Below are 15,039 nucleotides of genomic sequence, written 5' to 3' on the forward strand. Positions count from 1 at the left end.
CCTTTCTAAACAGGCATATTGCCGTGTTTTCGGGGCAGGCGTTGTTCAGCCTTGTTCTGGATCGCCCGCAGAGCGGCAATAATCTTTTTACGAGTCTCCGCAGGTTCAATCACCTCATCAATATAGCCGGCATGGGCAGCGGCATAAGGCGTCAGATAGCGCTGACGGTATTCTTCTTCCAGGCGGGCTCGCTCTGCCTGTGGGTCTTCGGCTTTAGCCAGGTCTTTCCCATGCAAGATATTGGTGGCGCCTTCCGGCCCCATCACAGCGATTTCTGCGCTGGGCCAGGCATAGTTGATGTCCGTGCCCAGGTATTTGCTGCTCATCACCACGTAAGCCCCGCCATAAGCCTTGCGCGTCACCACGCTGATCTTGGGCACCGTCGCCTCTGAATAGGCAAACAGCACCTTTGCACCATGGCGGATGATCCCGCGGTGCTCCTGCCCGACCCCTGGCAAGAATCCGGGTGAGTCCACAAAGGTCACCAGGGGGATATTGAATGCGTCACACAAGCGCACCGTTCGGCACAACTTATCCGCAGCGTCGATGTCGATCACCCCGGCCATCACGCTGGGTTCCTGCGCCAGGATCCCGACCGTCATCCCATCAAACCGCGCCAGACCCACAATCGAATTGCGGGCAAACCCGGCCTGCAGCTCGAGGAACGAGCCCTGATCCACCACGGATTCAATCACGGAGTGCATGCTATAGGGTTTGCTGGGATCCAGCGGCACCAGGCTGTTCAGTGCCTCTGCCAGGCGCTGCGGGTCATCCGTAGCGGGTTTCAGCGGCACGTTTTCAACATTGTTCGAGGGCAGGTAACCCAACACAACGCGCGCCAGTGCCAGGGCGGATTGCTCGTCTTTGGTGATCAGATGCGCGGTCCCGCTCACATTCAGATGCACCTGTGCCCCGCCCAGGGATTCAAAATCCGTCTCTTCACCGGTAACGGTTTTAATCACCTGCGGACCGGTCAGAAACATGAAGCTCTGCTTTTCAACCATGATAATCATATCGGTCAGCGCCGGGGAATAAGCCGCTCCACCAGCGCAGGGTCCCAAAATCAGGCTGATCTGCGGTACTACCCCGGAGTACTGGGCATTTCGTTTGAAGATCTCGGCATAGCCACCCAGGCTCCTCACGCCCTCCTGGATACGCGCGCCGCCCGAATCAATCAATCCGACGATCGGACACCCATTAGCAGCGGCCAGGTCCATTACCCGGCAGATCTTGCGGCTGTGCATTTCGCCCAGCGCCCCGCCCATCACGGTGAAGTCCTGGGCATAAACGTAGATCGTTCTGCCCTCCACCGTGCCATATCCGGTGACCACACCGTCGCCAAGAACAGCCTCGTCCTCGGGAACGTTTTGCTGAACAACAAAAGGTTCTAATTCGGTAAAACTGCCCTGGTCCAGCAGCAAGTCCAGGCGCTCCCTGGCAGTCAGTTTCCCTTTGGCGTGCTGGCGGTCAATTTTATCCTGCCCGCCGCCGCCCATTGCTCTGGTGCGCATCGCGCGCAACACTTCTATTCGCGGATCAACTTGTGCCATAATCCTCCTAATTGATGATGGTCTCGATTCAAATCTATTGTAACATTAATGGGAACAGGTGATTGGGAATCAGGAATTAGGTATCAGGTATCAGGTATCAGTACAGTGCTATAATGCAGATGTTTTCCGGATGCCTAATTCCTAGTCTCCTGGTTCCTAATCACTAAATTTTTACTCCACATACGCCCAAAACACCTGGTGACCAAAGGCAATGAAGGCGATTCGGTCCACGCCGATGGTAAAAGCTGTTGCCGCGGGTGAACTCACTTCATAATTTCCGATATCAGAGCGCATGCGTTGATACAACCTGAAGCGCAGCGAAAACCGGAAGATATCCGCGTTTTCTGCATCCAGGATATCCACAGTCGGGTCGGGCGGAGCTGTGTACAACACAGCGGCAAACCGGGAATCTGGCATGCTTACCGGCTGACCTTCCTTTCCGGGACGCCCGTCAATATACTCTACCGGGTTCTCACAGTGAACCGGATCATCGGACAGCCCCGTCGCTAAACAATGTGATAGCATCCCATCGCTCCGCAGCAGGTAAAGCTCTGCACCATTGACAGCTATATCCACCATCTGTCTTAACGGAGGAATCTGGTCAACCTGTGCTCTCCCGAAAAACACGGTCGGTTCATCTAAAAATTGCCCGTTTGTCGAGCGGTAAACCCGCACTGCCTCAGCAGTGGGGTCAAGGACATACAGAAAATTGCCTTCAGAGGCAATGCGCGTCACCGCGCCGATGGTCTCAACACCGCGCGGCAGGGTCTGCACCACCGGTTCCAGCCCCGGACCGCAGTAAATCACATGGCCATTCGCATCCGCCGCCAGAACATGGGCGAGATAGGGATTGTTGATCGGAAGCGGAGTGGCATCCACCAGCAGATCCACCGCCCCCCCGCTGTAATTACCTGCTTCGCATAGGAAACTGGTATCAATCTGGTATCCCTGGCTGTTCCGAATAGCGTGGATCACCCGTCCTGCAGTGGCGTCGAGCATGTATAAATCCATGCCGTACGAGATGATGCGAGTGATATTAATGCTTTCGGACAGCGTTCCAAGAATTGCCGGGTGATAGCTGAGCCGTAAGGCCCCATCAAACACGTCCAGGGCATGCTGGGTGTTTGTTCTCAATTCTTTGGTTTCATTCGTCGATCGGAACGATTCCGCCTGGTCCAGAAATTGGATCGCAAGTGCCAACGCTTCGCGTGCCTTTACAGGGTCGTTAACCGCCTGCGCGCTGGCAATTGCCGTTTCTGCTTGGGCAAGGTAATACTGATGTAGCTGTACCCGTCCGCGGGTGAGGTAAACGCCAACCGCAATCCCTACCACCAGCAAAGGCACGGCAATGACAATAATCAACGAAGTCCGCAAGGACAATGCTGGAACTTCCGCTTCTTCGGCAGACCCACCTCTTGTAAAGATTTTTTTAAAAGCAGTGCCCAGTTTTCCCCGGGTGCCGCCCCACCATCTGAAAAACTTCGCCAGGCTCTTTAAACCCACTTCGCGCATCTCGTCGACCTGGTCGGCAAAGGCTTTGCGGTCCTTGCGAGCTTTGGTAGCTTCTGACGAGCGGGCTCTCTCTGGGGGCTGGTCCTGAGCACTGATTTCACCCGGGACGCCAGGCTCAACCGGCGCCGAAAGCGGTTCCTTTTCTACGCCATCGGTTTCTACGTCATCGGTGATGATACGCTCATCCTCGTCTTGATCGGTGAGCTCAGGCTCCGGCGCCGATACGAGTTTCTCTTCCACAGGCTGCTCCAGCGCTGTTTCACCTTCAGGTGGGGGCACGGGCTGCGTATCGTCAATGACGATTTCCACGGGGCTTTCATCGACCAGGGGCAAGGCGTCATTGGCAAGTCCTTCCTGGACGGAGAGGGAAACCTCAGCTCGCTCAGGGGCTGCCGGCACCGAAATAACCGGGCTGATCGTTGTGATCTGACCTTCACCGGGTAAGATCTGCACCAAATCCAGGCGCAAATCGGGCGAAGACTGGTTCATTAAACGCCGGCGCAATTGCTCCAGGCTCGGAAATCCATCCTTACACAATTGTTCCTGTGTCCACGTGGGCGCAGGCGTATCCGACATAAACAGGTAGCCTCCGGAACCCAGGTCTGCCTGGTAGTAACGGATTGTGGGCGTGCGGCTCAAACCCAGGCCGCGATCGAGCCGGCTGGCATCGTGGAAGTGCTCCAGTCCAGCCTGGGTCAGGGCATAAGCATGGGTCAACCCGGATTGAGCGATATACACCGCACGCCGATGAACGGCAGCCAGGTTGATCGCGCCGGTGACCGCTGCCCCGGCTCCAGCTCCCTTGAGGTTCTTTTCCATCATGGTCAGGTTGAGGGTCTCGATAAACGAGCGCAACGCCGATGTCACCGAACCACTGGTCTTAAAAAACGGTTCAACAAATTTTTCCAGCCATGAATCGTGCAGCTCTGCCACCGCCTGTGCGTCACCGTTGATGATTAATGAAAGAATCAGCATGTCATCTTCGCGGCTGCGCGCGGCTCTGCGCGGTGGCCTAGCGGCGGTAAAACCGCGCTGCTGCGGGATTGGCTGCCCTTTTTCCTGGTGAATGGGGATTAATTTAAGATCATACATGTGCACCTAACCCGTTCATTCTAAAGCTTGCCTCCATTATACACGCTTGCGCTAAGGTATAATCATGACCATGAAATTTCAACCTTATCACAACTTCGCTGAGCTTGAGTCATTAAAAGATCCATGGAATCAACTTTTAGGACACAGTGCAAGTGATGTACCATTCCTCACCTTTGAATATCAGCAAGCGTGGTGGCAGACGCGCGGCGGTGGAGAGTGGCCCGAAGACAGTCAGTTGGTGATCATCACTGCGACTCAGGACGACCGCCTGGTGGGAATCGCGCCCCTGTTCTTCGCTCAGAATCTCACCGGTCAGCCTGCGTTGATGTTCGTTGGCGCCGTTGAAGTTTCTGATTTTCTGGATTTTATCGTCGATCCGCAGGACCTGCACCCTTTTCTGAGCGGTCTGTTGGACTTTCTTTCAGTTGATAACGATCTGCCCCACTGGGAAGTTCTGGATCTACACAACCTGTTAGAATCCTCCCCCACCCTGGCGTTGTTGGAATTCGAAGCCAAAAAGCGCGGATGGGAGCACCAACAGACTTATCTTCAGCCAGCGCCTTACATCTCCCTCCCAGCGGACTATGAAACCTACCTGGCGGGACTCGATAAAAAACAACGTCATGAGATCCGCAGAAAATATCGCAATGTGGAGAACAGTCTGGCAGAAGCGGATTTTTATATCGTCGAAGATCGGGACCAGTTGGAGCGAGAGACCCAGGCTTTCATTGAAATGATGGCCCAGGACCCCAGCAAACGCGGTTTCCTGACCGAGCCGATGGTGCAGCATCTGCATAACACCGCCCGGATCGCCTTTGAGCACGGCTGGCTCCAGCTCTCATTTTTCACCCTGGACGGGAAGAAAGCCGCCGGACATCTCTCCTTTTTGTTCAATAATCGCCTTTGGGGCTATAACTCCGGCTGGGAATGGGCGTTTCGCGATTATTCTCCCGGCTGGGTTCACCTGGCACATTTAATACAGTGGTCTATCGAGCAGGGACTTACTGAGTTCGACTTCATGCGCGGCGATGAGGATTATAAATATAAATTTGGCGGCGTCGACCGGCATGTGCACCGGGCGACCCTGACGCGGGGGATATAAGAAGCTGGCAGTTGATCGTTGACAGCTGTTAGTGGATTGCGGGCTTTGCCTGCAAACCGGAACTTCTGTCATTGCGACCGGAGGGAAGCAATCTCAAACGTGTTGTCTGGGATCACTTCGCAAGCTCGTGATGACTAACTCAAACACAATTCCTAATCACCAAATTCGCCCTTCCACCATTTCTAACAAAACGCTTACGTACACATGACCTCCCCTTTCTTGACGCTCTAAAGCCTGCATGGTAAGATTAAACCTGTGCTTTTTAGCACTCTCCACATGAGAGTGCTAAAATTTAATCGGAGCAAGCCATGCGATTGACTGACCGCCAGAAATTAATCCTGACCCTCGTGATTCACGAACATATCCAGACCGCACAGCCGGTCGGGTCTAAAACGCTGGTTCTAAAATACAACCTGGCGATGAGTTCGGCTACAATCCGCAACGAGATGAGTGTCCTGACGGAACACAACCTCCTGCGGCAGCCGCATACCTCTGCCGGTCGGGTGCCCACCGAAGAGGGCTACCGCTTTTTTGTCGGCAACCTGATCCAAAAAAGCACGCTCCCCACCGCCACACGCCGCACTATTTCCCACCAGTTCTACCAATCCCGTCAGGACGTTGAACAATGGCTGAAATTAGCCGCCTCAGTGCTGGCCAATCAATCGCAGGCTGCCTCATTGGTGACCGCACCCCACGCGGATAAGACCATCTTCAAACACCTGGAACTGATTGCTGCACGCGGCCGTCAGGTGTTGATGGTACTCGTCCTGATGGGGGGCGAGATTCGTCAGCAGTTCATTACACTGGCTGAAGCCGTTTCACAAGAGCGCCTATCAGAGGTAGCCAACCGCATCTCACACCAGTGCACCCGCTGTGATATCGACGACATCGCCCGCTTACGCCCTCAATTTGATGCTCTCGGACAGGATATCATCGATATCCTCCTGGCTGAAATGACCCTGATTGAAGAATCGGTCACTGGAGAAATTTACCTGGACGGGATGGCCTATGTCCTCTCGGAACCTGAGTTTGCTGAATCTGATGAAGCCCGCCAGGCACTGCATATCCTGGAGGAAAGCTCGCTTTTAGAAAACTTGCTTGCCAGCACAATGATGAACACCGATGTTGGCGGTATCCAGGTTCTCATCGGCGGTGAGGGTACCTGGGAAGAGCTGCGCCAGTGTTCGGTGATCCTGGCCCGCTATGGCGATCCCCAGTCCCTGACCGGTTCGATCGGCGTGCTGGGTCCAATCCGCATGCCCTACGACCGCACCATCTCTACTGTTCAATTCGTCGCCAATGTGCTCAGCGATCTCGTGTCTGAGTCCCTGGTGGTGTAAAACCCTGTTATGACATGGAATCATCCATACCCTGATCTACTGGAGCAACCTATGACCGAAGAAAAAAAAGAGAAAAACAAAAAACAAGCACAAAAAGAAGAAAACAAAGAGCACAACCCCGCCGATGAGGGTCAGCCTATGATTGCCTTGACCTTTGACGAATATTCCAATCTGGAAAAGGAAATTGAATCCTTACAGCTACAGGTTGATGAGCAGCTCGACAGTTATTTGCGCACCTGCGCTGATTTTGACAATTACAAAAAACGCGTGCAACGCGATACGACACGTACTTACCAGGACGCCCTCGCCAGTACGGTCAAAACCTTTTTGGTCATCGCTGATGACCTGGAGCGCGCCCTCAAGGATAAACCAGCCGAAAAAGGCGCTGCTGCCTGGGTTGAAGGGATCGAATTGATCTATCAAAAGATCCTCACCCAGTTGAAGAACCAGGGTGTCGAGCGCATGGACGTTAACCCCGGGGACGAATTTGACCCCAACATCCACGAAGCGATCACCCTTGAAGAACACCCGGGATACAGCGAAGGGCAGATCATTGACATCATCCAGCCCGGGTACCGCATTTCTGACCGCATCATCCGCCCGGCGATGGTGCGTGTCGCCCAGTAATAGAAATTTTTAGGAGGCATAATCACATGGGAAAAATAATTGGTATCGACCTTGGGACCACAAACTCCGCCGCCGCAGTAATGATCGCTGGCGAACCGGTTGTGATCCCATCCGCAGAGGGCGAACGACTGGTCCCTTCCGTCGTCGCCGTCAATAAAAATGGTGAGCGCCTGGTCGGCCGCGTCGCCCGCAACCAGGCCATCACCAACCCGGAGAACACCATCTTCTCCATCAAACGCTTTATGGGTCGCAAATACGATGACCCCGAAGTTCAACAGGCTTTAAAAGTGGTCCCCTACCAGGTGACCAAAGCACCGAATGGCGACATGCGCGTGGTGCTGGGAGGCAAGGAGTACTCCCCGCCCGAAATCAGCGCCATGATCCTGTCTAAAATCAAGCGCGATGCCGAAGCCTACCTGGGTGAACCCGTCACCCAGGCAGTGATCACCGTGCCGGCTTATTTCAACGACGCCCAGCGCAACGCCACTAAGGACGCAGGAAAGATCGCCGGTCTGGAAGTATTGCGCATCATCAACGAGCCCACGGCATCCTCCCTGGCTTACGGTTTGGATAAGAAGAAGAACGAGGTCGTCGCTGTTTACGACCTGGGCGGCGGCACCTTTGATATTTCCATTTTGGATGTCGGCGAAGGCGTCTTCCAGGTACGCTCCACCAGCGGCAACACCTTCCTGGGCGGCGACGATTTTGATCAACGCCTGATCGATTTCATCGCCGACGAATTCAAAAAAGAACATGGCATTGACCTGCGCAACGACCGGCAGGCTTTACAACGTCTGAAAGAAGCAGCCGAGAAAGCCAAAATCGAGCTTTCTTCCACCATGCAATCTGAAATCAACCTGCCCTATATCACCGCTGATGCTGCCGGACCGAAGCATCTGGTGATGACCATCAGCCGCTCCAAGTTAGAACAACTCACCGATGACCTGGTCTCCCTCAGTCTTACCCCGGTTAAAAATGCCCTCAACGATGCCAACCTGACAAAAAACCAAGTGGACGAGATCGTCTTGGTGGGCGGAATGACCCGCATGCCCAAAATTCAAAGTGAAGTGGAGAAGTTGTTTGGTAAGGAGCCGCACAAAGGCGTCAATCCCGATGAGGTGGTTGCAGTTGGCGCAGCGATTCAGGCTGGCGTTCTGGGCGGGGAAGTCAAAGATATCCTCCTGCTCGATGTGACCCCGCTGACCCTCTCGGTTGAGACTCTGGGCGGCGTGGCCACACCCCTGATCAAGCGCAACACCACCATTCCCACCCGCGAAAGCCAGGTGTTCTCCACCGCTAGCGACAGCCAGACCCAGGTGGAAATTCACGTCCTCCAGGGTGAACGCCCCATGGCAGCCAACAACAAATCCCTCGGCAAATTCATTCTCGATGGCATCCCCCCTGCCCCGCGCGGTATTCCTCAAATTGAAGTCACCTTCGATATCAACGCCAACGGCATCCTGGAAGTGACCGCACAGGATAAAGCCACCGGGCGCAGCCAGAACATCACCATCACAGCTTCTTCCGGCCTTAGCGAAGATGAAGTTGAACAAATGCGTCGCGATGCTGAACTGCACGCCGACGAAGATCGCAAACGGCGTGACTTGATCGAAGCCCGAAACCATGCCGACAACTTGGTCTACTCGGCTGAAAAGACTCTCACTGACCTGGGTGACAAGGCGCCTGCCGACCTGAAAACGCAGGTCGAAGATGCCGCAGCCAGAGTCCGTGAGGTCAAGGACGGCGAAGATATCGAAGCCATCAAAAGTGCCACCAACGCGCTTTCCCAGGTCATGCAAAAGCTGGGCGAAGCAGCTTATGCCCAGGCAGGACAAACCCCGCCGCCCGGCCCTGAAACAGAGGGTGAGCCTCCATCTGACGACCGGGACGATGGTGACGTTGTTGAAGGCGAGTTCAAACAAGTCTAACCCGATGATCCACGCAGTGCCCGGAGTTAACCCCGGGCACTGTGACACGAGCCAATTTGACATGGCCCTGCCAAATGAGTAAACTTATGCGGCTGAATTGCTGAAGCTCTTTTGGATAAAACTGTGAGATTAGATTAAAAAAATGCCTAAGCGAGATTATTACGAAGTGCTTGGCGTCCCACGAAGCGCCAATGATGATGAACTGAAGTCTGCCTTCAGGAATTTGGCGCGCCAGTGCCATCCGGATGTCAGCAGTGACCCGGATGCGGAAGAAAAATTTAAAGAGATTAACGAAGCCTATGCCGTCCTTTCAGACAGTGAAAAACGCGCAGCCTATGATCGTTTTGGGCACGCTGGCGTCAACACTCAGGGCATGCCCGACTTCTCCAATATCGACCTTTCAGACATCCTCGAGGGATTGTTCGGTTTTGGTGGGTTCGGCGGGTTTGGCGGTATGGGCGGCAGACGCGTTCGCAATGCCCCCCGCCGCGGTGCAGACCTCTCCAGTCGGGTTAAGCTGACCTTTGAAGAAGCAGCCTTTGGTATCGAAAAAGAAATCCAAATCACTCGCGATGAACAGTGCCAGACCTGTAATGGTTCGGGCGCCAAACCGGGCACCTCGCCGGTCACCTGCCCACAATGCAATGGTCAGGGCGAAACGCGCCAGGTCCATCAAACCTTGCTGGGGTCGATGGTGCAGGTGGTCACCTGTTCACGCTGCAACGGTACAGGTGAGGTCATCGAAACGCCCTGCGATACCTGTCATGGGCGCGGCCTGGAACGCAAGACCGTCAAAAAGCTGGTCAACATTCCCCCCGGCGTCTCAGATGGTGTTCAAATTCGCCTGGCTGGCGAGGGACAGCCCGGAACCCACGGCGGACCCCACGGCAATTTCTACCTGGAAATCGAGGTTGAGAAGCATCCCTTCTTCCGCCGCGCAGGGGATGATATCCTGCTCGATCTGGATATCAACATCGCCCAGGCTGTTCTGGGCGATGAAATTCGCATCCCAACCCTGAACGGCGATGTGGAACTGCGGATTCCACCGGGTACCCAGCCCGGAAAAATCTTCCGCTTGCGAGGTCGGGGCATCCCTCACCTGCGCGGCTCCGGCACCGGCGACCAGTTGGTGACGGTTTCAGTGCAGATTCCCACCCGATTGAATGCAGAGCAACGCGAACTGTTTGAACAATTGGCCAAAACCATGGACCCCGATATCAAAATCCAGGAGCAAAGCTTCTTCGATAAGTTGCGCGAGGTGTTTGGTGGCTGATGCCGGTGCTCCGGTCCGCTGGATCGAAATCAAGCTGGTCACCGACGGTGAAATCGCGGAAGCCCTGGCCGAAGTGCTGGGGCGTTTTGTTGATAACGGCGTAGTGGTGGAAGCTGAAACAAATTTCAATTCAAAAACCCAGGAGAATGAGCCAACAGGGAATATTGCTGTATATGGCTACCTGCCCGATGATAACACCCTGGAAGATAAACGAAAGGCGCTCGAAGAAGCCCTGTGGTACCTGGGGATGATCGCGCCAATGCCCCCGATTCAGTACACACCCATCCACGATGAAAACTGGATGTCAGCCTGGAAAACCCATTATCAGCCCATCCAGGTTGGGAAAAACCTGTTGATCTTGCCCGCCTGGAGGCAGCCTGATGAAGGTGAAACTCGGAATGTGGTGCGCATCAACCCGGCTATGGCTTTTGGCACCGGGGCACACCCCTCTACTCAGCTCTGTTTGCGCCTGATGGAAGTGCACCTGGAACCCGGAGAGCCGGTGATCGACCTGGGCTGCGGTTCGGGCATCCTCTCGATCGCTGCCCTTCTGATGGGCGCAACGCATGCTTTAGCGGTGGATATTGACGAAGAAGCGCTGGCATCCACCCGGGAAAACGCTGAGCTGAACCGAATAGACGCCGTCCGACTGGAGGTCGGTCAGGGCTCCGTGAATGAAATCCTTGCCGGGCATTTCTCGCTGCAGGAAGCGCCACTGGTGTTGGTCAATATCCTTGCGCCGGTCATCATCCGCCTGTTCGGGCAGGGGCTGCCCGCACTGGTCAGCCCGGATGGGGCGTTGCTGCTTTCGGGCATCCTCGCCGAGCAAGAGCTTGACTTGCTTGATGTGGCGACAAAAGCCGGCTTTTCGCTGATCGAGCGAATGATCGATGGCGATTGGGTAGGATTGATGATGCAAAAATCAACCGGTTAGCCGGAATCAATCGATGCCGATAGTCTGCCTCTTAAAAACCTCAAACAGGGTCGACCCTCTCTACCAGCCCGAATAAGCTGCACTTTAGCAAAGGACCGCCCTGGCAGCACATGGTATCATTGATGCCTGAAGGATTTTTTTTACACCATGTCTATGAATCAACCCGACAACCAACCTGCTTTTGAGAATATTCGCTGTTTACTGATTGACCTGGATGACACCCTCTATCCCTTCGAAACCGGCGCCTGGACCCTGGTCGGCGAGCAGATCGATCGGTTCCTGGTAGAAGTGATGGGCTTTCCGCAGCAGGAGGTCAGGGCACTGAGGGCGCGCCTGTTCAACCAGTACGGTACCACCCTGCGGGGATTGCAGGTGGAAAATGAAGTCGATATGGATTTCTACCTGGATTATGTGCACGACGTCCCCATCGCTGACCTGCTTTCACCGGATCCTGAGCTTGACCGATTCTTGCACTCCCTGCCTCAGCGCAAGGTGATCTTCACCAATGCCAACACAAACCATGCTCTACGTGTCCTGCAGGCATTGGGTGTGCAGGAGCATTTTGAACGCATCATCGATATTTACGATATTTACCCCCACTGCAAGCCGGAAGTCGAAGCCTTCCATAAAGCGCTGGAAATTGTTGCAGAGCAACCTCAGCACTGTTTGATGGTCGACGATAACCCCAATAACCTGGCGACCGCCCATTCCCTCGGCATAAAAACCGTCAGCGTTGGAAGGCACCAGCATGACGGAAGTCCCCACATCCGCGACATCAAAGGTCTGGCGCGGCTGTTAACTCGTAGCGGATAGTTGATAGCAGGCCTCGGATACCTGATACCTAATCACCTAATTCCTGATTCCAAATTCCTGTTTCCAATTCACTATCATCGTCCCCGAGCGAAGCGGATGGGATCACGATCCCCCATTTACTCATTCTTCAATGCCTGTACCGGCACCAGGCTGGCAGCCTGGACAGCCGGGTAGACGCCTGAAATCAAGCCAATTAGCGTTGAAAATAGAAGTGCAAACAAAATCAGCCAGAGCGGCGTGGTGGCTAATATCCCTGTAGAACTGCCGCCCATCATCCCGGAATCTTGCCCTGCCATATAGACGCTTCCGAAAATGTTGATCAACTCTCCCAGCAACAAGCCCAACAACACACCCCCAATCCCGCCAATAAACCCAATACTCGCCGATTCGCCTAAAAAGATGCTGAGCACGTCCTGGTTGGTCGCGCCAATCGCTTTCATCAACCCAATTTCGCGGGTACGTTCTAGAATCGCCATGGTCATGGTATTGGCAATGCCAATCGCTGCCACCAGCAGGGCAATCCCGCCCACACCGCCAAAGATAATCTGCAGCACAACAAAATAGTTGTTGACGCCTTCAATAAATTTCTGTGGGGTATAAGCCATGAACCCCATATCATTGATCTGGCTGGCGATGTTCAACACATTTTGGCGATCATCTGCGACGACAATAGCTGTGTCGAAGCCATCTTTTTTCGGGTCAAACCGCCGCCCATTAACCCAGGCATTGATATCCAGCACATCGTTCAGGGACATATACACCGAATAATCCGATTCGCTCCGGGTTGAGCGGATAATACCGGCAACTTTGAATTTCAAAGCTTTCTTGGTTTCAAAATAATTCCCCGAATCGTCTTCGCTCCATTTCGTCAGCTCGAGGGTTACCACCTGGTCTTGCAAGTCAGGCACAAGAGGCGGTTCATCCACGGTTTGACTCGCAGGGTCATAAAAGCTTTTCAGCACTTCTTCACCCATGATCACCGTTCCCCGGGACAGTTCAAAGGTACCTGAAGCCATCTCCATCCCGAGGATTGAAAGGTCATCGATGCCAATGCCAATGATATTCACCCAGGATTCCAGCTTGCCGGTTTTCATTATGGTCATAGCATAAACTCCAACACGTGGAATCGCTGCCTTTACAGAGGGAAGCGCGCGAATGTCTTCAATAACAGCCTGGGTGATCGGTGGCGGTTCAGTGTGCTCGCCCGTCCTTGTCACTTCCTGGCTATATTGAGACCCCCAATCCGGGTAAACACTGATCTGCGACATTTCAGCAATATTGCCGAACTGTGCATTGGCGTTTTGCTTCAAACCCTGTGCCAGGGAGACCAACACCACAACCGCCGCCGTACCGATCACCACGCCGATAGCCGTCAGCATGACGCGCCCTTTACGCCGGTTGAGGTTAAGCAAAATCAAACTGATGAGTTCACGCAGTTTCATTGCGAGTTTCCATCAGGGCAGGTTGCTGGGCGTCATTGCATCTTCAAAAAACACAGGCTCGGTCCTGACGCCGCTATCCAGTCCGAGCAGACCTTTGAGCACACGGAGTAATTTTTGCCAGAAGGTTTCCTCTACCGCTTGGGGTTCCCAATCTTCAAAACCATCCTGCGGTGAGAAAGGATCACCGCCTGGATAAAAATCACCACCATCCATCTCCACCACATCAATCAAAAGCGTGGTTTCGAAAGTGCGTAGCTGGTTAAAATCATCCGTAAAATTGACGCTGACCAGGATTTCCATCGGACCAACCTGGAAGGGTGTGATCATGGTGTCCAGGGTGAAGTAGAAGCCCGGTTCAATCACACCAACCAGTGCCGTGTTGTTCTCAAGCAGAGCATCGTCGGCAGCAACCAGCATATTCCCCAAAACAACGGATTGCTTGCTAAGATTAACCACCTGCAAAGGCAAGACATTGGGCTGATTGACAAAAATCGGACCTGGCTCCATAGAAAAGTCTACTTGCAAAGAAGGCAGGCGATAAACCAGCAGGGTGATCACCTGGTTGTCGACGACTTTTTGCTCGTCCTCGGTCTGGTAAACGAAGGAGTAATTAATCGAGTGCGCGCCGGGAGTTGTATTAACGTTGACGATGATGCGCTGGGTTGTTTTGATGGTTTTCCCGGGAAGGATATCCCCGATAAACGTGATGTTGGAGGAATCAAGCGGTGCAAAATGGGAAAAATCTCCCGCGCTGGCAGAGATGCCTGGCTGGGGTGTGCCTTCCATATTGGTCTCCACGCTGCCACCGCCCATAACCATTGAGACGGATTTAGCGGGAGCATTCCCCAGGTTCTTCAGGTTGAGGCTCAGCTCAAAAATCGTGCCGGGTTGCAGGATAGCTTCATCGGTAGAAAAGGATTGAATCACCAACTGCGGATGCAACATCGGCGCTGGGGTAGGTGTTGGCGTGGGGGTCGGAACAACATAAGGTGGGATCCTGAGATCAATCGCCAGGATAAAACTATCGCTGTAGAGATTGCCATCGTAATCGGAATAGTTGATGTTCACGGTTGTGTTGGCAATACTCGCACCCCATAAATCCGGGCTGACCGTAAAGGTTTGTGTGATATTTTTCTTTTCGCCTTTGATCAACTGGTAGATCGTTTGGAAGCCGCCGGTATCGCGCGGGATCAGGTCACCGGGAATGAACTCAATCATCAGGTTGGTAGAGGTTATTTGCCCGAGGTTCAGAAAGCCAATCGTTATGGAGAAGGTTTCGCCGCGTGCAGGGGTGATGTCAGTCGAGTACGAATCAATGGCAATCACCGGGCGCTCAGATGGAGACTGCGCGTTTGCAGGCATCCTCACCTGGGATAATAAAACGATCACAAGGAAAAACAATAACAGGGATTTCTTTTTCATGTTG

At 53.9% G+C, this 15,039-nt stretch carries 11 protein-coding genes; 7 read left to right on the forward strand and 4 right to left on the reverse strand.

Annotated features, from left to right (window positions below):
• Nucleotides 1-5 precede the first annotated feature (5 nt).
• Nucleotides 6-1,550, reverse strand: coding sequence for an acyl-CoA carboxylase subunit beta (locus CFX1CAM_RS10175; protein ID WP_087862918.1), 1,545 nt, complete (start codon nt 1,548-1,550; stop codon nt 6-8).
• A 171-nt stretch (nt 1,551-1,721) separates the two neighbouring features.
• Complete coding sequence (locus CFX1CAM_RS10180) at nt 1,722-4,154, reverse strand: hypothetical protein (protein WP_087862919.1); 2,433 nt, start codon at nt 4,152-4,154, stop codon at nt 1,722-1,724.
• Nucleotides 4,155-4,218: 64 nt separating this feature from the next.
• On the opposite strand from CFX1CAM_RS10180, the gene CFX1CAM_RS10185 reads away from it, so the two are divergent.
• The 7 genes from CFX1CAM_RS10185 to CFX1CAM_RS10215 all read left to right on the forward strand — a co-directional run bounded on the left by CFX1CAM_RS10185 (nt 4,219) and on the right by CFX1CAM_RS10215 (nt 12,171).
• The gene (locus tag CFX1CAM_RS10185) at nt 4,219-5,256 is read left to right on the forward strand and encodes a GNAT family N-acetyltransferase (RefSeq protein ID WP_087862920.1); all 1,038 of its coding nucleotides are present in this window, start codon (nt 4,219-4,221) and stop codon (nt 5,254-5,256) included.
• 308 nt (nt 5,257-5,564) lie between these two features.
• Nucleotides 5,565-6,596, forward strand: a complete 1,032-nt coding sequence (gene hrcA / locus CFX1CAM_RS10190; RefSeq protein WP_087862921.1) for a heat-inducible transcriptional repressor HrcA — start codon at nt 5,565-5,567, stop codon at nt 6,594-6,596.
• A gap of 51 nt (nt 6,597-6,647) precedes the next feature.
• Nucleotides 6,648-7,223, forward strand: coding sequence for a nucleotide exchange factor GrpE (grpE, locus tag CFX1CAM_RS10195; RefSeq protein ID WP_157891849.1), 576 nt, complete (start codon nt 6,648-6,650; stop codon nt 7,221-7,223).
• Between the two features lie 26 nt (nt 7,224-7,249).
• Nucleotides 7,250-9,151, forward strand: coding sequence for a molecular chaperone DnaK (dnaK, locus tag CFX1CAM_RS10200; RefSeq protein WP_087862923.1), 1,902 nt, complete (start codon nt 7,250-7,252; stop codon nt 9,149-9,151).
• 142 nt (nt 9,152-9,293) lie between these two features.
• Entirely contained in the window at nt 9,294-10,424 is a 1,131-nt protein-coding gene (gene dnaJ, locus CFX1CAM_RS10205) for a molecular chaperone DnaJ (protein ID WP_087862924.1), read from the forward strand.
• The gene (gene prmA, locus CFX1CAM_RS10210; protein WP_157891850.1) at nt 10,417-11,358 is read left to right on the forward strand and encodes a 50S ribosomal protein L11 methyltransferase; all 942 of its coding nucleotides are present in this window, start codon (nt 10,417-10,419) and stop codon (nt 11,356-11,358) included. Before dnaJ ends, prmA begins: the two co-directional genes overlap by 8 nt.
• A 147-nt stretch (nt 11,359-11,505) precedes the next feature.
• The gene (locus tag CFX1CAM_RS10215) at nt 11,506-12,171 is read left to right on the forward strand and encodes a pyrimidine 5'-nucleotidase (RefSeq protein ID WP_087862926.1); all 666 of its coding nucleotides are present in this window, start codon (nt 11,506-11,508) and stop codon (nt 12,169-12,171) included.
• A 116-nt stretch (nt 12,172-12,287) separates the two neighbouring features.
• Here the strand turns inward: CFX1CAM_RS10215 and CFX1CAM_RS10220 are convergent, their stop codons facing one another.
• Nucleotides 12,288-13,613, reverse strand: coding sequence for an ABC transporter permease (locus CFX1CAM_RS10220; RefSeq protein WP_087862927.1), 1,326 nt, complete (start codon nt 13,611-13,613; stop codon nt 12,288-12,290).
• A gap of 12 nt (nt 13,614-13,625) precedes the next feature.
• Nucleotides 13,626-15,035, reverse strand: a complete 1,410-nt coding sequence (locus CFX1CAM_RS10225; RefSeq protein WP_087862928.1) for a COG1361 S-layer family protein — start codon at nt 15,033-15,035, stop codon at nt 13,626-13,628.
• Nucleotides 15,036-15,039: the final 4 nt, after the last annotated feature.

It is taken from the genome of Brevefilum fermentans, from assembly GCF_900184705.1.
Classification (GTDB): Bacteria; Chloroflexota; Anaerolineae; order Anaerolineales; family Anaerolineaceae; genus Brevifilum; species Brevifilum fermentans.